General features: G+C 60.0%; 15 protein-coding genes, 1 rRNA gene and 2 pseudogenes. 8 read left to right on the plus strand and 10 right to left on the minus strand.

Annotated elements, in window-relative coordinates:
- Nucleotides 1-51: 51 nt before the first annotated feature.
- Nucleotides 52-167 (plus strand): 5S ribosomal RNA (gene rrf, locus C6382_RS16840).
- A 126-nt stretch (nucleotides 168-293) separates the two neighbouring features.
- Here rrf and queD read toward each other — a convergent pair.
- On the minus strand, nucleotides 294-650 hold the full coding sequence (queD, locus tag C6382_RS16845) for a 6-carboxytetrahydropterin synthase QueD (protein ID WP_010226613.1): 357 nt from the start codon (nucleotides 648-650) through the stop codon (nucleotides 294-296).
- Between the two features lie 52 nt (nucleotides 651-702).
- Nucleotides 703-1,782: a patatin-like phospholipase family protein gene (locus C6382_RS16850; protein WP_107025516.1), complete on the minus strand. Its 1,080-nt coding sequence runs from the start codon at nucleotides 1,780-1,782 to the stop codon at nucleotides 703-705.
- 159 nt (nucleotides 1,783-1,941) lie between these two features.
- Here C6382_RS16850 and C6382_RS16855 point away from each other — a divergent pair, with 159 nt between their 5' ends.
- The 5 genes from C6382_RS16855 (at nucleotide 1,942) to C6382_RS16875 (ending at nucleotide 5,753) form a co-directional block, all read left to right on the plus strand.
- Nucleotides 1,942-2,250, plus strand: coding sequence for a PepSY domain-containing protein (locus tag C6382_RS16855; protein ID WP_107025517.1), 309 nt, complete (start codon nucleotides 1,942-1,944; stop codon nucleotides 2,248-2,250).
- Nucleotides 2,250-2,564, plus strand: a complete 315-nt coding sequence (locus C6382_RS16860; protein WP_107025518.1) for a PepSY domain-containing protein — start codon at nucleotides 2,250-2,252, stop codon at nucleotides 2,562-2,564. The genes C6382_RS16855 and C6382_RS16860 overlap by 1 nt, the downstream gene beginning before the upstream one ends.
- Nucleotides 2,564-3,232 carry a response regulator transcription factor gene (locus tag C6382_RS16865; RefSeq protein WP_107025519.1) on the plus strand — a complete coding sequence of 223 codons (669 nt, stop codon included), beginning with the start codon at nucleotides 2,564-2,566 and terminating at the stop codon, nucleotides 3,230-3,232. The genes C6382_RS16860 and C6382_RS16865 overlap by 1 nt, the downstream gene beginning before the upstream one ends.
- Complete coding sequence (locus tag C6382_RS16870) at nucleotides 3,229-4,545, plus strand: sensor histidine kinase (protein WP_107025520.1); 1,317 nt, start codon at nucleotides 3,229-3,231, stop codon at nucleotides 4,543-4,545. Before C6382_RS16865 ends, C6382_RS16870 begins: the two co-directional genes overlap by 4 nt.
- A 107-nt stretch (nucleotides 4,546-4,652) precedes the next feature.
- A complete protein-coding gene (locus C6382_RS16875; protein ID WP_107025521.1) occupies nucleotides 4,653-5,753 on the plus strand; it encodes a polyamine ABC transporter substrate-binding protein in 1,101 nt (366 codons plus the stop codon).
- 53 nt (nucleotides 5,754-5,806) lie between these two features.
- Here the strand turns inward: C6382_RS16875 and C6382_RS16880 are convergent, their stop codons facing one another.
- From C6382_RS16880 to C6382_RS16895, 4 genes and pseudogenes are all read right to left on the minus strand, one after another.
- Nucleotides 5,807-6,724, minus strand: coding sequence for an AEC family transporter (locus C6382_RS16880; RefSeq protein WP_107025522.1), 918 nt, complete (start codon nucleotides 6,722-6,724; stop codon nucleotides 5,807-5,809).
- 204 nt (nucleotides 6,725-6,928) lie between these two features.
- Nucleotides 6,929-7,324 (minus strand): annotated as a pseudogene (locus C6382_RS16885) (LysR family transcriptional regulator); the annotation flags it as partial.
- 48 nt (nucleotides 7,325-7,372) lie between these two features.
- On the minus strand, nucleotides 7,373-8,239 hold the full coding sequence (locus C6382_RS16890) for a proline/glycine betaine ABC transporter permease (RefSeq protein WP_107025523.1): 867 nt from the start codon (nucleotides 8,237-8,239) through the stop codon (nucleotides 7,373-7,375).
- Nucleotides 8,236-9,243, minus strand: a complete 1,008-nt coding sequence (locus C6382_RS16895) for an ABC transporter substrate-binding protein (RefSeq protein WP_107025524.1) — start codon at nucleotides 9,241-9,243, stop codon at nucleotides 8,236-8,238. The genes C6382_RS16890 and C6382_RS16895 overlap by 4 nt, the downstream gene beginning before the upstream one ends.
- A gap of 180 nt (nucleotides 9,244-9,423) precedes the next feature.
- Between C6382_RS16895 and C6382_RS16900 the strand changes: the two genes are divergently transcribed.
- Nucleotides 9,424-11,382, plus strand: a complete 1,959-nt coding sequence (locus C6382_RS16900) for a S8 family serine peptidase (protein WP_107025525.1) — start codon at nucleotides 9,424-9,426, stop codon at nucleotides 11,380-11,382.
- Between the two features lie 37 nt (nucleotides 11,383-11,419).
- Here the strand turns inward: C6382_RS16900 and C6382_RS24740 are convergent, their stop codons facing one another.
- The gene (locus C6382_RS24740) at nucleotides 11,420-12,175 is read right to left on the minus strand and encodes a methyl-accepting chemotaxis protein (RefSeq protein WP_371919629.1); all 756 of its coding nucleotides are present in this window, start codon (nucleotides 12,173-12,175) and stop codon (nucleotides 11,420-11,422) included.
- Nucleotides 12,176-12,277: 102 nt separating this feature from the next.
- Nucleotides 12,278-13,567 (minus strand): annotated as a pseudogene (locus tag C6382_RS24745) (HAMP domain-containing protein); the annotation flags it as partial.
- 260 nt (nucleotides 13,568-13,827) lie between these two features.
- On the opposite strand from C6382_RS24745, the gene C6382_RS16910 reads away from it, so the two are divergent.
- Nucleotides 13,828-15,147: a Na+/H+ antiporter family protein gene (locus tag C6382_RS16910; protein WP_107025527.1), complete on the plus strand. Its 1,320-nt coding sequence runs from the start codon at nucleotides 13,828-13,830 to the stop codon at nucleotides 15,145-15,147.
- A 30-nt stretch (nucleotides 15,148-15,177) separates the two neighbouring features.
- Here C6382_RS16910 and C6382_RS16915 read toward each other — a convergent pair whose 3' ends face one another.
- The gene (locus C6382_RS16915; RefSeq protein WP_107025528.1) at nucleotides 15,178-16,185 is read right to left on the minus strand and encodes a FecR family protein; all 1,008 of its coding nucleotides are present in this window, start codon (nucleotides 16,183-16,185) and stop codon (nucleotides 15,178-15,180) included.
- Between the two features lie 191 nt (nucleotides 16,186-16,376).
- On the minus strand, nucleotides 16,377-18,146 hold the full coding sequence (locus C6382_RS16920; protein ID WP_107025529.1) for an acyl-CoA dehydrogenase C-terminal domain-containing protein: 1,770 nt from the start codon (nucleotides 18,144-18,146) through the stop codon (nucleotides 16,377-16,379).
- Nucleotides 18,147-18,148: the final 2 nt, after the last annotated feature.

The following is an 18,148-nucleotide window of genomic DNA, read 5'->3' on the forward strand; positions in this document are numbered from 1 at the left end:
ACATACCCGATTCGCTGGAGTGTCTAACAAGACGTTCTGGCAACAGAATTTCTTGACGACCATAGAGCATTGGAACCACCTGATCCCATCCCGAACTCAGCAGTGAAACGATGCATCGCCGATGGTATTGTGGGGTTTCCCCATGTGAGAGTAGGTCATCGTCAAGATTAAATTCCGAAACCCCTATCTGCGTATGCAGGTAGGGGTTTTGTCTTTGCTGGCCCCGCAACAGCGATAAACGTCAGACCCAAAAAACCACCCCGTAGGGTGGTTTCATTACATCGAATGGCAGGTCAGTCGCCGTAATACTCGCAACCACTGGTGCAGGTCTCATGAATGCGCACTTTGGACAGTTCTGGCAGCAACGGTTTGACCTGGTCCCAGATCCATTTGGCGATCACTTCGCTGGTAGGGTTTTCCAGGCCAGGAATGTCGTTCAGGTAGTTGTGGTCCAGCTGTTCATACAGTGGCTTGAAGATCGCCTTGATCTCGGAAAAGTCGCGAATCCAGCCAGTATGTGGGTCCAGTGGGCCGGTCAGGTGCAGGGCAACCTTGAACGAGTGACCGTGCAGGCGGCCGCACTTGTGCCCTTCAGGAACGTGCGGCAGACGGTGTGCCGACTCGAAGGTGAATTCCTTGAAAATTTCCACGATATCTCAACTCTGAAAGCCAATGCTGGTAAGCAGTTTACCAGTATGACCGTTACAGCGGTTGCAGTTGCGCGTGCAGCCTGCCGGTTTCTATCAGTTCAAGCAGCTCGTCGCCCAAACGCCGGCTTTCGGATATTGCCTTGTGCCAGTAACGCTGGCGGCTGCCCGCATCCCCCATGAAACGCTTGAAGTCGCTACGGTCTGGCAACTTGCCGTAAGGCAGGCTCGCCAGGTACTGAGGCGAAGGCGCCAGCAGCAGGACGTTTCGCAAGCGTTGGGCATCGCCACGCCGCCAGGGCAGGGCTTTGTCGAACCAGCCAGGGATCACCTTATCGGTAAAGTGCGGATAGAGAATGATGTCGTCGCCCTGGTAAGGCAGGTCCAGATGGTAGTCGAGCAGGCCGCCATCGCGGTAAGTGCCCGGACCAACACCGGGAATATCGCGAACGCCCTGCATCACCATCGGAATTGAACCAGAAGCCAGCAGGGCATGACGTAGGTTGGTCACATCCAGCGGCAGGCAACGTGAAGGAAAGTCGCTCAGGGGCTGCAACGGCGGGTTGCTGCGGGCATCGTGCAGGATAATCCGCTCAAAGTGGCGGGCCAGCCGGGGGCGACCGATCAGGTTGTCGGCGATCACCGAAGACAGGCCCGCTCCCAAGCGTGCGCGATGATCATGTGCCAGCAATCCATGGCTTTTCACCAGCATGACGTTAAGGCGGTAATCGGGGCTCTCGAGGATCTGCGCGTCACGCCCTTGTAACAGTTCATCAAGCATGCACTGGCAGCTACGGCTGACCTCGGCCTGGGTGACGCCTTTGGCGAAGTCCTGCTCGGTGTAAAGCTGTCCGAGGCGCTGTAACGCCTGAGTCGGGTTGGGCAGGCAGGCACTGGCAAAGCGCCAGGAGCCGATGGATGCGCCGATCAACGCCCGCTCACGGGGTGCGCTAGGCAACCAGTGGCCGAACAACGCCAAGTCCAGGCCCTGTATGCCGAGGGCCTTGGGACCGCCTGCAGCGCCTGGCAGCACACCCACATCGGCAGCCTGCAACCCGTGTTCGCGGATGCGCTGTAAGGCTCCACTACCGGCCTTGAGCGTCAGAGCCGGGTACTTGATATGGATTGCGCTCATACGGGCCTCGTTGTCTGGAGCCGGCAATTATAAAGAACAGCGGTCCAGTTGTGGGGCAGGGGTGCGCTATCATGTCGCCAGTTGTTTTCAGCTTCAATTAAGTTCGGGTGGTTAATCTAGGCCCCGTAGAAACATTATTGATCTCAACGGAGAGACACCATGAAAACTCTGACTGCCCTGTTCGTGACCGCTGCACTTGCCCTGAGCGCCAATGTCGCACTAGCCAAAGACATCCCTATGCATGAAGTAACCAAGCTGGTTCAGGACAAGACCATCATGTCCCTGGACGACTTGAATGCCAAAGCGCTGGTCAAGCATCCGGGGGCCACGATCAAAGAGTCCGAGCTTGAAGATGTCTATGGCCGCCTTGTCTACAAGATTGACCTGCACGATGCCCAGAACGTCGAATGGGACGTGGACCTGGACGCCAAGACCGGTGAGATCCTCAAGGACATCCAGGACAAATAATGAGCGTTTACACGCGAACAGCACAGACCGTTCTCGTTGCGCTGTTGGCACTTTGTTCGCTGGCATCGGCCCGTGACCTTGATCAGGACGAAGCCCTGCAGCTACGACAGCAGGGCGTAATCCTGCCGCTGGAGCAGTTGCTCGATGACGCCCTGGGACGCTATCCCGGGGCGAAGTTGCTGGAGGCGGAGCTGGAGCACAAGCACGGTCGTTACGAGTACGAAGTCGAGTTGCTGACCCCAGAAGGCGTAGTGCGCGAGATCAAACTCGATGCATCCAATGGAACGTTGCTCAAAGACGAGGAAGATGACTGATGCGCCTGTTACTGGTCGAAGACAACGTCCCGTTGGCGGACGAATTGACGCAAGGTCTGCAGCGCCAGGGTTATGCGGTCGACTGGCTGGCTGATGGCCGTGACGCGGTCTATCAGGGTAGCAGCGAACCCTATGACCTGATCATTCTCGACCTCGGCTTGCCCGGGTTGTCAGGGCTTGAAGTACTGGCCCAGTGGCGTGCCAGTGGCTTGGCCACGCCTGTGCTGATTCTGACTGCGCGCAGCTCCTGGGCGGAGCGCATCGAGGGGCTGAAGGCCGGCGCCGACGACTACCTGAGCAAACCCTTTCACCCGCAAGAGCTGATGTTGCGTGTACAGTCGTTGCTGCGTCGCGCCCGCGGCCTGGCCAATCAGCCAACCCTTGAGGCGGCCGGTCTACAGCTGGATGAAGGACGCCAGTGCGTGACCCGTGACGGCGTCGATATCCAGCTAACTGCTGCAGAGTTTCGCCTGTTGCGCTACTTCATGTTGCACCCGCAGCAGATTCTGTCGAAGAGTCATCTGGCTGAACACCTTTATGACGGTGAGACCGAGCGCGACTCTAATGTGCTGGAAGTCCATGTCAATCACCTGCGCCGCAAGCTCGGCCGCAGCGTCATCGAGACGCGCCGCGGGCAAGGTTACCGCTATGCCGGGAGTGCCGAGTGAAGTCGATCCAGGCACGATTGAGTCTTGGCCTGATTGCGGTACTGGTGCTGGTAGGTCTGGCCCTGGCGCAGCTGAGTCTGTGGTTGTTCGAAGTAGGCTTGCAGCGCTATCTGGAGACAGGTCTGCGCAAGGAAAGCGAGAACCTGCTGGTTGCGTTGGTGCGTGGACAGTCGGGTCTGGAGCTGGATGAGCGGCGGCTTTCCTCGGCTTACCAGCGGCCGTTCTCCGGCTATTACTTCCGCATCGATTTCGACGGTGGTAGCTGGCGTTCTCGCTCACTTTGGGACCTGGACATGCCTGCACCGGCCAGTAGCGGCCTGCACACCGATCTGCAGCTCGGCCCAGAGAACCAGCAGTTACTGGTGTTGCGCAGCGATTACCGGCGCTTTGGCCAGCCAATTTCGATCAGTGTCGCCCAGGATTACACGCCAGTGCGCGATCAGTTTCGCCGTATGCAGCAGATCGGCCTGGGGCTGGGCCTGGTCGCCCTGATACTGGTGCTGGTGCTGCAACGCATCACCGTCACCCGTTCATTGCGCCCGCTTGAGCGCGTGCGTGGACAGATCGCGCAGTTGCAACAAGGCAAGCGCTCGCAACTCGACACCCAGGTGCCTAGCGAGCTTGAGCCCCTGGTCGCGCAGATCAACCACCTGTTGGCTCATACCGAAGACAGCTTGCGCCGCTCGCGCAATGCCTTGGGCAACCTCGGGCACGCACTGAAGACGCCGTTGGCGGTGCTGCTGAGTCTGGCGTCCAGCGAACAACTGAAGGATGTACCGCAGGTGCGCGTACAACTGCGCGAGCAGCTGCAACAGATCCAGCAACGTCTGAGTCGTGAGCTCAACCGTGCCCGGCTGGCTGGCGATGCCTTGCCCGGTGCGCAGTTCGACTGTGATGCCGAGCTGCCCGGGTTGCTTTCGACTCTAGGCATGATCCATGGTGAAGGCTTGGAACTCAGCCAGCGAGTGCCGCCCGGTCTGCTGCTGCCCTGGGACCGGGAAGACCTGCTCGAACTGCTCGGCAATCTGCTGGACAACGCCTGCAAATGGGCTGACAGCGAAGTGCAGTTGACTATCGAAGAGCAGCCCGAGCGCTATCTGCTGGTTATTGAAGACGATGGGCCGGGTATTCCTGAATCTGATCGCCAGCAAGTGCTCGAACGCGGTACCCGACTGGATGAGCAGGTCGATGGGCATGGCTTGGGATTGGGCATCGTGCGGGACATCGTCGAAGTCTGGGGCGGGCAGTTGACACTGCAAGATAGCCCCCTTGGTGGATTGCGAGTCAGTATCGCGTTGCCACGCAGGGCTTGATGCGGACACGCAAATTGGCCATTACGATCTCTTTTTGGCCAATCACACACTGTGATCCGCTAAAACCCTCAGCAAGAATCAGGAGGCCAAACTCGGGGGAATAATCCATGGCCACACTGAAACGTATGCTTGCTGTCGGCGTTGGCGCACTGTCGCTGTTGGCCGGCGCCGTGCACGCTGAAGTACGAGAGTTGAGGGTGTACAACTGGGCGGACTATATCTTGCCATCCGTACCCAAGGATTTTGCCGCGCAGTCCGGCATCAAAGTCACCTGGGATACCTTCGACACCAACGAATCACTGGAGGCCAAGTTGCTCACCGGCAACTCGGGGTATGACCTGGTGGTGCCTTCGAACCAGTTTCTCGATACCCAGATCAAGGCCGGTGTTTTTCAGAAACTGGACAAGAGCAAGTTGCCCAACTGGCGCCATCAAGACCCGGTGTTGCTCAAGCTGCTCGACAGCAACGACCCGGGCAACCAGTACGGTGTGCCCTACATGTACGGTACGGTGTTGATCGGCTTCAACCCGGCCAAGGTCAAGGCAGCGCTGGGGGATCAGGCGCCGGTGGACAGTTGGGATCTGGTGTTCAAGCCCGAGAACATGGAGAAGCTCAAGTCCTGCGGCGTGGCCATGCTCGACTCGCCTTCGGAGATCCTGCCGCTGGCCTTGCACTACCTTGGCCTGGATCCCAACAGCCAGAACCCAGACGACTACGAAAAAGCCAAGGCCTTGATGTTGAAGGTTCGCCCTTATGTCACCTACTTCAACTCCGCGAAATACATGACCGATATCGCCAACGGTGACATCTGTGTCGCCATCGGCTATTCCGGTAGCTTTTATCAGTTCGGCAACCGTGCCAAGGAGGCGGGTAACGGTGTGGTGGTTGACTGGCGATTGCCCAAAGAGGGTGCGCCCATCTGGTTCGACACCTTTGCGATTCCGAAAAGCGCGAAGAACGTCGCCGAAGCCCATGAGTTTCTCAACAACCTGATGGACCCTAAGGTCATCGCCCCTATCAGTGATTTTCTCGGTTATCCCAATGCCAACAAGGATTCGTTAGCGCTGATCAATCCGGAAATTACCGGCAACCCGAACCTGACCCCTACCCAGGAAGCGCTGGCCAAGCTTTATGTGGTGCAACCGCTGCCGCAGAAGCTGGAGCGCGTGCGTACCCGGGTCTGGACCAGCATCAAGTCGGATAAGTAAGTGTTACGCGGTGGCGGCGCATCGGCATTGCGCCGCCGGTTTTGCAGGCGGACTCAGGTCAGGGTCAGGCTCAGCATCACCGGCAGCGTCAGCGCTGCCAAAAGGGTCTGCAGGGCTATAATGTTGGCCATCAGCGGTGCATTGCCGCCCATTTGCCGGGCCATTACATAAGACGACGAAGCGGTCGGCAGGGCCTGGAACAAAACGGCCACGATTGCCGCCTGGCCGCTGAGTCCGAGTATTCGACAGACCCCGTATGTCGTCAGTGGCAGTATTACGAACTTGAATAGCGAGGCTGCCAGCAGTGGACGCGGGCCCAGCCCCTGAGCACTGCTACCCAGCGCGGCGCCGACGCAGAGCAGGCCTAACGGCAAGGCTGCCTGACCGAGCGCTTTCACGGTCGGTTCGATTCCCGCTGGCAGCCCTACCCCCGTGGTGCGCAGGGCAATACCGATTGCGCAGCCAACGATCAGTGGATTGCTGCAAATCGCCTTGATTACAGTAGCGGCCGAACTGCGCGTACCGCCGTAGCGGGCAAAGACCATGACGCACAGCACATTCACTGTGGGGACGATGGCCGCATTGGCCACGGCAGCCAGGGCGATCCCGCCAGTGCCATAAATCCCGGCGGCCAGCGTCGCGCCAATGTAGTTGTTGAAGCGTATGCCGCCCTGGAACACTGAGGTGAAAGTGGCGCCATCACTGGCGACTGCGCCCCTGCACAGTACCAGCAAGGTGGCGCCAATCAGCGTCGAGAGCAGCAACACAGCAACCATGTCGAACACCGGCAGGCCGGTAAGGTCGGCTGTCGCCAGACCATGCATGAACAGGGCAGGGAGCAATACGAAGTAGCTCAGGCGCTCGGCTGCTGGCCAGAAGCTCTCACCAAGAAATCCCTGGATCCGCAGCCAGCGGCCCAGCGCAATCAGCAGGGCGATGGGGACAATGGTGGCAAGGATCACGTTCAGCATCAGGCGATTTCTCTGTCAGTTGGTACTTCCTGATAGAAGTCGACATCAGGCTGGCCTGTGGCATTGAAAGAAAAAAACGCTGAATTCTCAATCCACCGTTGAGGAAAACTTCATGATTGGCCCAGAGTGGCTTTCAGCACTGCGCTCAGGTGGCGCCGACGGCTGCTAGTATGTTCGAGCAAGCCGACATAGCGAACGCGCTGGGAATGGCTGGCTGGCGAGTAATTCCCTCAGGTTTGCACCGGCAAAGTCCGGTCCGGCAACGGCCCAGAAACGGTTCTGGTAGAGCGGGGTGAAGTCCAGGTTGGCCGGGTAGGGTGGTACAGGTTCGGTGGTGATGGCGGCATCCAGTTCACCGTCCGCGACACGTCGGGCAAGCTCGGCGGACATGCCCTCGGCGCGCTCGACCGCCAGGTGCCCGGCTTCGGTCAGGCTGACCTGGCGTCGGCTACGGTCGAACAGGCTTACCCGCAGCTCTTGCTCCAGGCTGCGGATATGCAGACTGACCGCCGAGGGCGTCAGGCTCAGGACGTCGGCAGCACGGGCGAAAGTGCCGTGGCGAGCGATGGTGACCAGGGTGCGCAGGGCTTTGAGCGACAAACGCAGGCTCCGATTGTGCTGGGGAGTGGAGGCTCATCATGGCGTCGATCAACGTTGATTGAAAGCACCAGACTTCGGCTGGCCGTAGGCCTGGGTAATCCGGTCGATCACCATCGCCAGGGCGACTATCGCCAACCCGGCTTCTACGCCCTTGCCGACATTCAATGTCTGAATCCCTGCCAGCACATCTTCACCCAGGCCGCGCGCACCGATCATCGAGGCGACCACGACCATCGACAGGGCCATCATTACCGATTGATTGAGCCCGGCCATGATGCTCGGCATGGCCAGTGGCAGCATGACTCGCCGCAGGCGTTGCCAGCGCCCGGCACCCAGCCCTTGCGCAGCCTGAGTCAGCGACGGGTCGATCTGTGATAACCCCAGTTCGGTCAGGCGGATCAGCGGTGGCAGCGCGTAGATCAAGGTGGCGAATATCGCCGGGACCTTGCCCAGACCAAACAGCATCAGCACCGGGATCAGGTAGACGAAGCTGGGCAGGGTCTGCATGACATCAAGTACCGGCAACAGCAATTGGCGTGCCCGTGGCCGGCTGGCCAGCAATACACCGATTGGCACACCGATCAGGATACACAGACCGGTACTTACCAGCACCAGCGCGCAGGTTTGCAGGAGTTTGTCCCACAGGCCGATCACCCCGATCAGGAACAACAGGCTGGTCAGCACCAGCGCCCGGATCACGCTGCGACTGGCATGCCAGGTGAGCAGTGCGACAACCAACAGCAATAGCCACCAAGGTGTCGCACGCAACAGGTTTTCCAGACCGACCAGCAATTGCAGCAGGCCTTCGGAGACGCTGCGCAATTGGTCGCCGTAAGCCAACACCAGCCAGTCGACGAAACGGTTGACGCTGTCGGCGAAGGAGAAGTGCAGGGTTTCCGGAAAGCCTCCACTCACAAGTCGGCCTCAACGCGTTCGGCGATTTCGCTGGGCAGCCAGGCTTTCCAGATAGCCGGATGATCACGCATGAACTTCAATGCGGCATCTTTTGGCGACTCGCGCTTTTCGCTCATCTGCGCCAAGGCTTTGTTCAAGGTGTCGATGGGGATATCGACCTTGGCGAAGAACTCGACCAGTTGCGGATACTCTATGCGAAACGGCGCGGAGATGCCGATCGACAACTTCGCTGGCAGTGACCGGGAGCCTTGGGGGTTGGGGTTGTTGGCGTCGGTCAGGGTCTTCCAGGCTGCTGCGTCGAAAGGGGGCTCTTCCAGACGAACCAGCGAGAAGCGGCCCATCAATGGGGTAGGTGACCAGTAGTAGAACAGCACCGGCTTGCCACGGCGGATCGCCGAGGTGATTTCCGCATCCAGGGCGGCGCCGGAGCCGCTACGAAAGTTCACGTACAGATCGTTCAGGCCGTACGCCTTGAGCTTCTGGCTGTTGACGGTTTCCGAAGTCCAGCCGCTGGGGCTGTTGAGGAAGCGGCCTTTATCGGGTGACTCTGGATCGCTGAACACCTTGGCGCATTGTTTGAGGTCATCCACCGAGCGCAGCTGCGGCGCCAGGGCCTGGATGCCACGCGCAGCATCACCCTTGATCACGTATTCCGGCACATACCAACCTTCATCGGCATTTTTCACCGTGTCGCCAAGGGCGAACACCTGACCGGCCTGTTCAGCTTTGACCCAGGCTGGGCTGCGACCGGCCCATTCTTCGGCAATCACCTGGATGTCGTTGCGCGCCAGAGCCACTTCCATACTGACGGTGCTGCCGGGAAGAGTGTCAGTGGGGAAGCCGTAACCTTTCTCGACGATCAGGCGCAGGATTTCGCTGGTCAGGCTGCCGCTTTCCCAAGTGATGTCGCCGAAGTGGATGGGCTTACGTGCTTCGCTGGCTGCGGCGCTGACCAGGCCCAGGGCGAGCAACAGGCCGGCCAGCAGCGTCGGGATGTTCTTCATCGGGGCCTCGTCGTTGGTGTCTGCGGATTCGGGCAAGTGTAGACGACGAGGTCGCGCGTACAGTCCGGGCACAGACGCCGTGGAATGCCTTCTGTCTGCACGCGTGACCAGGTTGGATGTGAGCATGTGTCTTGGTAGGCCCGGCGAAGGGTACGGGCCCAAACACTGAAGGGCGAATATATGACTCTTGATGTGAGCTTCGTTTACTACCGCAATTTTCGTTTCGATGGAAAATTCCACGTGCGCTGTATCGGCAGCGATTTAGGCAAAGTGAAAAGCATCCGCTATGAGCTGGAGAAAGCTGGTCCCGATGGCTCTGTGCAGGTTGACGCTCAATCTGTGCACTCCCAGGCTCATAGTGGTGCCTTGGTCCATCATGGTTGTCCTGTCATGCTGCGCACAGAGGTGGCGACAGGTACCTATACGATCAGGCCAAGGGTCAGGGTGATGGATAACGTCACGGATCTGCCTGTCGATGCGCACCGCTCGCTGCTGATGGAGCCACTGGTCATTCACATCAACGAAGGAGAACTGAGTCGAGGCATTCTCGACACTGTGCCACTGGAGGCTGGCAACAGCAGGCGCAGGCGCTTGGTGGTCGATAAGCAGGGCCGCGAGTCTGCTGCTCAGACGCATGCGTTGGTGGACCCGTATGGGGAATCTCAACAACAGTTCCCTGAAGTGGAGCCCGGCAAGTCCTACCCGATGTTGGTGCTCAAGTTCATTAACGACGGTCTTGAGCGATTTCTGTCCGAGCTTGAGCCTGGCTCAGGCTCGGATCTCGTGCGTCTCTGGCCCAAGCTGAAGGAGGTGATCGATCCCCGGCCTTTCCTGAGCCCGCAGGAGCGCCATGACGACAAACTCGAAACGTTCAAGGATTACTGCTACCTGGAGCAACCCGCGAGTATGCTCAACGACACCTATTTGGCGTTGATCAAGACCCTGGCGGCGCTGGAGTACCTTGAGTCCCTTCACTTCGTGCCCCCAGAGGCGGACCCGGGCGGCCTCCCGCTTGTGGGCGTCGCGGCCGCACTGGCGACGCTGATCACTGGTGCGGCTGTCGTGGCGGGCGATGCCGCCTATGATGATGCACAGCCGACACCTGACTATACGCCGCGCCAGACATACCTGGATGAACCCGGTCCCAGATACCAGGGTATGAATGTCCGCAAGGTTTGGGCGAAGCAGGTGACGGGGAAGGGGGCACGCGTGCATTTTTCAGATGGTGGGTTGTTCCCAAACCATGAAGACCTGCGAGGCAACCCCAACCTCAAGATCGTTACCCTGGAACCCAATGATGACCCCAACCACGGAACCGAATCAGTGGGAGTTCTGTTGGCTGTGCCCAACGGCATCGGCATGACCGGCATGTGCCACACCAGCGAACTGTACCTCTACCACAATTATGCTGTGGATGAGGCTTCGCGTGTCCGGACGACGAAGGATCTTCTGCGCCATGTCGAGCCCGGGGACATCGTAGCCATCAACCGGCAGTCGGCCAATGTCAATGTGTTGACGACGTACTTGCCGTCAATCCATGAGCGGTACTGGTGGGATATGACAAAAACGCTGACCGAACGGGGAGCAGTGGTGGTCTTCGCGGCTTGCAATGGCAGTACTGTGTCTGACGCTGGCAAGGGGACCGTATTGGGTTATGGCGTCAATCTCTCGCAATGGCGGTATTTTGATGATCACGGGGACGCCGATGCCATTGTGGTTGGCGCCTGTCATTCATGGGATGGTAAACCCCATCAGTACTCGAACTTTTCCTACCCGTACAGGATGCTCAATGCCTGGGGGGACAGCGTGGCCACGCTGGGCTATGAAAATGATCGATTGCAAGACAAATCCGGTGATGACAGGGATTACACCTCGAGCTATGGCGGGACCTCAAGCGCCACCCCCCTGGTCACCGGCGCGCTCACGCTGATCCAGTCCTATGCCATGGAGCAGCATCATGTCTATTTGAACGCTGATCAGATGCATTTGCTGGTGATGCAGGCAGGCTACCGGGACGCGGTCTTACCTTACTCGGATGTACTGCCGATGGGAGCAAGGCCCAACGTCCATGCCGCCTTGATCCTGCTCGATCAGATCCTGGGCGGTGGCAGGTTCCACTCGCCCAGGGATGAGCTTTGATGCGCGAGCGTATCGGCTGCTCGCAAGGGGGGACACCTCAGACCCGGAACTGATCCATCAGTCCCTGCTGCTGGTTGGCCAGGCTGTTGAGCGACTGGCTGACCCGCGCCGATTCGTTGGCTTGGCCGGAGAGCGATTCGGTCACGTCGCGGATGGTCGCCACGTTGTTGTTGATTTCCTCGGCCACGGCGCTTTGCTCTTCGGCGGCACTGGCGATCTGCAGGTTCATGTCGCTGATCACCGTGACCGCATCGCCGATCTGCTGCAAGGCAGTGACCGCCTGGCTGACCTGGTCAACACTACCCTGTGCCTGCCGATGGCTGCTGTCCATGGCGCTAACCACTTCGCGGGTACCGGCCTGCAGTTCTTCGATAACCTGACGGGTTTCTTCCACCGACTCCTGAGTGCGGCGGGCCAGGTTGCGTACTTCATCGGCGACCACGGCGAAGCCGCGGCCCGCTTCACCGGCACGGGCGGCTTCGATGGCGGCGTTGAGCGCCAGCAGGTTGGTCTGTTCGGCGATCGAGCGGATGACTTCCAGCACCGAGCCGATCTTCTCGCTGTTCTCGGCCAGGCCTTCGACCTGAGCCATGGCGGTGCTCATGTCGGCTGCCAGGGTGTCGATGCTGGTGGTGGTGCGGTCGATCACGGCCAGGCCCTGACGAGTGGCCTGATCGGCGTCGCGGGCGGCCTGGGCGGCTTGGGCGGCGCTGCGGGCGACGTCCTGGGCGGTGGCGCTCATTTCATGCGAAGCGGTGGCCACCTGATCGACCTGACGGTACTGCTGTTCCATGCCGGCGCTGGTCTGGCTGGCAATCGCCGAGGACTGGTCGGCGGTGTCGCGGGCGGCCTGGACCGAGCGCTTGACCTCGGCAATGGTCGGCTGCAGTTTGTCCAGGAAGCGATTGAACCAGCCGGCCAGCTCGCCCAGTTCGTCGCGTTTGTCGTAAGGCAGGCGACGGGTCAGGTCGCCTTCGCCACTGGCGATGTCCTTGAGCATGGTCGCGACACCCAGGATCGGCCGGGTCACACCGCGGGCCATCAGCCAGATCAGCAGCAGGCCAACGATGGCCGCCAACGCGCCCAGCCCCAGCTCGATCAGGGTACCGCTGGTGTTGCTGTGGTCGAGCTCCTGCTTGAGGGCCTCGGCCGGGCCGGTCAGGGCGCTTTGCGGAACGTCGAGCAGCACCCCCCAGGACTTGCTGCCCGGGATCGGGGCAAAGGAGGCCAGCACCTTCAGGCGCTGCTGATGATGGATGCTGTGAATTGGCGTGTTGTCGGCCAGCAGGCGGATTACTTCGGCGCCTTTCTCGGGATCGACCTGGTCAAAGCGCTGGGCCAGTTTGCCGGCATCCTGGCTGTAGCCGGCCAGCAGGCCCACGGGGCTCAGAATACTCACCCGGGTCTGGCCCTGGTAGAGGTTGCGGCTGGCTTGCTGGCTCATGGCCTGCAGACTGTTCAGGTTGATGTCGATGGACAGGGTGGCAACCACCTTGTCGGCGACCATCAACGGGAACACGATGCTGGTCATCAGCACTTGCTGGCCGTTGATCTCATAGAAGTAGGGTTCGATCACGCAGGTCTTGCGGGTGGTGCGTGGGCACACTGACCAGGTGTTGGCAGGCTCGCCACTGGGGCCGATGCTGGTATCGGCCATGTCTTTTTCCGGCAGGGCCATGGAGGTCAGCTGGCCGGGGGTCGGTTGCGACCAATACAGGGCAAAGCGGCCTTTTTCGTTACTGCCCAGTTGCTCCTGATTGATGAACAACTCGTCTTTGTTGTCCAGTGCATTGGGTTCGAATACCAGTGACAGGCCGAGCAGGTCGGGGTTGGCCTGCAAGGCGGCACGTACCTGGCGGGTCAGGTCTTCGCGCAGGTCGAAGGCATCGAGAAAGCGTTTTTCGGACTGCTCGCGCAGGAACAGGACCTGGCGGGCAAAACCGGCACCGTACTGGTAGGCATCCATGAACTGGCGACGAATGTTCAAGGCCTGGACTTCGCCCTGGGATTCGATGCGTCCCTGGGCTGCTTCGGTGAGCATTTGCATGCTGCTGGTCTTGACCAGCTCCGAGCTGTGTCCCATGCGGTACAACGAAAGGCCCACCAGCAGGGTAACGATGCTGGCCAGGCACAAACCGGCGAGCAGGGTGATTTTCCACTGAATGGAAAGTTGTCTGAACGACATGGCGAAGTCCTTTGATCCAAAAAAGATTGAGGCTGCCGACGTTATCGGCGGATACGCCGCTTTCTTTATTCAAACGATCAATTTTAAAGCGTCGTTTTCGTTCATTCCCACGACACCGATCGCCCTGCGAACTTTGACAAGCGCGAGGGCCTGCTTCAGAGTGTGCGCCCTCCATAAAAATACCTGTCGTTCGGCCACTGCTCCCGGGCAGTTTGTCGCCGAATCGGTCGCTTTTTGTCTGGTTTCTAGAGGTCACAGGAATGAATGCAGTAATTGCCGCGGTCGGCATCATGCTGATATTGAGTCTGTCCCGCGTGCATGTGGTGATCGCCCTGATCGTCGGCGCGCTGGCTGGCGGATTGGTGGGCGGTCTGGGCATCGAAGGTACGCTCAAAGCATTCAACGGTGGGCTCGGCGGCGGTGCCACCGTGGCCTTGTCCTATGCCTTGCTGGGTGCCTTTGCGGTGGCGATTGCCAAGTCCGGCATGGCCCATGCTCTGGCCGACCGCGCCCTGGCGATGGTTGGCCAGCAAGGGTATGCCGACGGCGGCAAGGTCAAATGGCTGCTGATCGGCTTGTTGTTGGTGGTGGCGATTTCCTCGCAGAATATTTTACCCATCCACATTGCCTTCATTCCCCTGTTGGTGCCACCGCTGCTCTATGTGCTGACCAAGCTGCAGATCGACCGGCGCTTGGTGGCCTGTGTGATGACCTTTGGTTTGATCACCCCTTACATGTTCCTGCCGGTGGGCTTTGGCAACATCTTTCTCAACGAGATCCTGCTGGCCAACGTCAGTCGTAGCGGGGTGGATGTCAGCGCGGTTAACGTCACCCACGCCATGGCCATTCCAGCAGCGGGCATGCTCTTCGGCCTGCTGCTGGCGGTGTTTTTCAGCTACCGCAAAAAGCGTGTCTATGACCTGGAAAAAATCGAGCAAGTCGAGCAGGTGGCGGTGCGCTACAACCCGTTGACCCTGCTGGTGGCAGGGGTTGCCATCGCTGCGGCGTTCATCATTCAGCTGTGGCTGGACTCAATGATCATTGGCGCCATGGTTGGCTTTCTGATTTTCTCGGTGTCGGGCATTGTGCGCTGGAAGGACACCGATGACCTGTTCACTGAAGGCATGAAGATGATGGCCATGATCGGCTTCATCATGATTGCCGCGTCCGGCTTCGCTGAAGTGATGAAGGCTACCGGCGAGGTCAAGAGCCTGGTCGAGACCTCGGCGATCTGGATCGACCACAGCAAGGGGATTGGCGCACTGCTGATGTTGCTGGTGGGGCTGCTGGTGACCATGGGCATCGGCTCGTCGTTTTCCACGGTGCCGATTCTTGCGGCGATCTTTGTGCCGCTGTGTGTGCAGTTGGGCTTTGATCCGGTTGCCACTGTGTGCATCGTTGGCACTGCTGGTGCACTGGGCGATGCCGGCTCACCGGCCTCGGATTCGACCCTGGGGCCGACCTCTGGTTTGAACGTGGACGGCCAGCATCACCACATCTGGGACACCGTGGTGCCGACCTTCATTCACTACAACCTGCCACTGCTGGCGTTTGGCTGGCTGGCGGCAATGACGCTGTAGCACGCAGCAAAGTGGGGTTGAGCGTTAGGCTCAGCCCCGTGCCGGCGGTGGTGAGATGCGGTTGAGGAGCATGCTGCCGTCCTTGTTGCGGGTCAGATAGACCGGCAACACCTTGGGCAGGTTGCTGACCAGACGTTTGATCTGAGTGGTGTCGTAGATGCCACTGATACGGATTCTGCCGGTGTTTTCGTCGGCCAGCAGCAGTGGCTGCTCCAGGTAGCGGTTGATCTGTGGCAGGGCTTGGGCCAGGCTCAGGTTGTCGAGGATCAGCTTGCCGTTGCGCCAGGTCAGGCTGGTGTCATGGGCGTAGGTCTGACTCAGGCGCGGTTCGTAGTCACCGGCCTGGTAGCTTGCCTGCATGCCGGGGCCCAGGCGATAGCCAGCATCGCTGTCGTTGGCATCGCTGCTGACCAGAACCGAACCTTCGACCAGGGTCACTTTGACCTGATCTTCATACTTCCAGACATTGAACTGGGTGCCGGTGACGCGGGTCAGGCCCTGGGCGGCATGCACTACGAAGGGATGCAGACTGTCGTGGCGGACCTTGAAGAAGGCTTCGCCTTTGACCAGAGTGACCCGGCGTTGGTCCTTGTAGTTGGTGAAGCGTAATTCGGTCCCCAGGTTCAGCTCGACCTGGCTACCGTCGCCGAGTACTACATGACTGATGGCGTCGCCGCTTTCCAGGTACTGATAGTGGTTAGGCAGCCAGCCTTGTTCCCAGCCGACCCAGGCACCGACCGGCAGCGCCACCAGCGCGATGGCAGCGGCCGAGGCATAGTGGCGCCAGGCGCTTTGACGACGCCGGGGAAGGTTGATGACATTACCGGGTGTGGCGCTGCGTGGCAGATGATCGGCGGTCTGCCAGATATCCAGCATGGCCTGGTATTCCTGAGCATGCAGCGGGTCGGCAGCCAGCCATTGCTCAAACGCCTGGCGTTCGGCTGTAGTGCAGTCCTCAGCTTGCAAACGCAAGCACCAATGCGCGGCGGCATCGGTGATGGCATCGTATTCGTCGGCGCTGTGGCTGGTGTGGTTCATCGAGACTCCCGGTTTTGCCTATTCTACCCTTGCAGCGTAGGCGGCGAGAACCCGAGATAATGGCGAATGACTATCAGTTGTAAGATTTTTCACCGTGAAAAATCCCGTAAAAGCACTGAATTCGCAGCCATACCCCGTCTGATGACGGGGCAAGCCGCGCTACCGTGGGCGACTGACGGTAGCGAGCTGCTTCAGAAGTGTTCGGCAGCCAGGCTGAACAGGGATGTGCTGCCCGCTCGGATACTGGCTTGCAGCGACAGGGTGCGTGGCAACAAGCGAGCGAAGAAGAACGCCGCGGTTGCACGTTTAGCGGTGTAGAAAGCCGGATCTTGCGCGAGGTTTGCTTCGGCCACGGCATCCATGCGCGCCCACATGTAGGCATAAGCCACGTAGCCAAACAGCTGCAGGTATTCGACCGAAGCAGCACCGACGGCGTTGGCGTCTTCGCGGGCTTGTTCGCAGAGCCACTGGCTGAGGCTTTGCAGATCACTGGTGGCCTTGAGCAGTGGCTCGCGGTAGGGCGTGTGTTGATCACAGAAATGGCGAATCTGCTCAGTGAACTCGGCCAGTGCTCGGCCACCGTCCGCCACCACCTTGCGACCGAGCAGGTCGAGGGCCTGAATACCGTTGGTACCCTCATAGATCTGCGCGATGCGCACATCACGCACCAGCTGTTCCTGACCCCACTCGCGGATGTAGCCATGACCGCCGAACACCTGCTGGCCGAGCACACAGCTTTCCAGGCCGTTGTCGGTGAAAAATGCCTTGGCTACCGGCGTCAGCAGGGCCACCTGGCGCTGGGCGAGGTCGTGCTCCTCGGTATTTTCGGCGTATTTGGCGATGTCCAGTTGCTGGCCGACATAGGTGGCAAAGGCCCGTCCACCTTCGGTCAGGGCACGCATGGTCAGCAGCATGCGGCGAACATCCGGGTGGACAACGATCGGGTCGGCAACCTTGTCGCGCGCTTGCGCTCCGCTGGCGGCCCGGCTTTGCAGGCGGTCCTGGGCATAGCGCGCAGCGTTCTGGTAGGAGGCTTCGGCGCAGCCAATGCCCTGGATGCCGATGGACAGGCGCTCGTAGTTCATCATCGTGAACATGGCTGCCAGCCCACGGTTCGCCTCGCCGATCAGGTAGCCGGTGGCGCCGTCGAAATTCATCACGCAGGTGGCCGAGGCCTTGATGCCCATCTTGTGCTCAAGCGAGCCACAGTGCGCCGGATTACGCGGGCCCAGGCTGCCGTCGGTATTGACCAGGAACTTGGGCACCAAAAACAGCGAAATGCCCTTGGGCCCGGCCGGGGCATCGGGCAGTTTGGCCAGGACCAGATGAATGATGTTTTCGGTCAGGTCCTGCTCGCCGCCGGTAATGAAGATCTTGGTGCCACTGATGCGGTAACTGCCATCGGCGGCAGGTTCAGCCTTGGTGCGGATGATCCCAAGGTCAGTGCCGGCATGCGGCTCGGTCAGGCACATGGTGCCGGCCCACTGGCCGCTGTACAGCGGCGGCAGGTAAGTGGCCTTGAGCTCGTCACTGGCGTGGGCGTCGAGGGCCAGGCAGCAACCTGCGCTCAGCGCTGAGTAGAGGCTGAAGCTGCAGTTGGCGGCATAGAGCATTTCTTCAAATTGCACCGCGAGCATTTTCGGCATGCCCAGGCCACCGTGCTCGGGGTTGCCGGCAAGACCGACCCAGCCGCCTTCGCGGTAGGTCTGCCAAGCCTGGGCAAAACCGTCAGGTGTGCGTACCTGGCCGGCGTCAAAGGTCACGCCCTGTTCATCGCCGCTGCGGTTGAGCGGGGCGATCAGTTGGCCGGTGATTTTTGCCGCTTCTTCAAGGATGGCGTCGGCGGTATCGGCGTCCACCCGATCGGCCAGTGCCGGCAGGCGTGCCCACAAGTCTGGGCCCTGGAACACTTCGTGAAGGACAAAGCGCATGTCGCGCAGCGGAGCATTGAATTCAGGCATGC

Origin of the sequence: Pseudomonas sp. BBP2017 (assembly GCF_003024385.1) — a bacterium.
GTDB lineage: Bacteria > Pseudomonadota > Gammaproteobacteria > Pseudomonadales > Pseudomonadaceae > Aquipseudomonas.

Bases quoted from the DNA above. Each gene is read 5' to 3' on its own strand.
- C6382_RS16915 (WP_107025528.1), bottom strand. From the start codon at position 16,185: ATGAACCACACCAGCCACAGCGCCGACGAATACGATGCCATCACCGAT.
- C6382_RS16850 (WP_107025516.1), bottom strand. From the start codon at position 1,782: ATGAGCGCAATCCATATCAAGTACCCGGCTCTGACGCTCAAGGCCGGT.
- C6382_RS16865 (WP_107025519.1), top strand. From the start codon at position 2,564: ATGCGCCTGTTACTGGTCGAAGACAACGTCCCGTTGGCGGACGAATTG.
- C6382_RS16895 (WP_107025524.1), bottom strand. From the start codon at position 9,243: ATGAAGAACATCCCGACGCTGCTGGCCGGCCTGTTGCTCGCCCTGGGC.
- C6382_RS16920 (WP_107025529.1), bottom strand. From the start codon at position 18,146: ATGCCTGAATTCAATGCTCCGCTGCGCGACATGCGCTTTGTCCTTCAC.
- C6382_RS16875 (WP_107025521.1), top strand. From the start codon at position 4,653: ATGGCCACACTGAAACGTATGCTTGCTGTCGGCGTTGGCGCACTGTCG.
- C6382_RS16860 (WP_107025518.1), top strand. From the start codon at position 2,250: ATGAGCGTTTACACGCGAACAGCACAGACCGTTCTCGTTGCGCTGTTG.
- C6382_RS24740 (WP_371919629.1), bottom strand. From the start codon at position 12,175: ATGGAACAGCAGTACCGTCAGGTCGATCAGGTGGCCACCGCTTCGCAT.
- C6382_RS16900 (WP_107025525.1), top strand. From the start codon at position 9,424: ATGACTCTTGATGTGAGCTTCGTTTACTACCGCAATTTTCGTTTCGAT.
- C6382_RS16855 (WP_107025517.1), top strand. From the start codon at position 1,942: ATGAAAACTCTGACTGCCCTGTTCGTGACCGCTGCACTTGCCCTGAGC.
- C6382_RS16910 (WP_107025527.1), top strand. From the start codon at position 13,828: ATGAATGCAGTAATTGCCGCGGTCGGCATCATGCTGATATTGAGTCTG.
- C6382_RS16880 (WP_107025522.1), bottom strand. From the start codon at position 6,724: ATGCTGAACGTGATCCTTGCCACCATTGTCCCCATCGCCCTGCTGATT.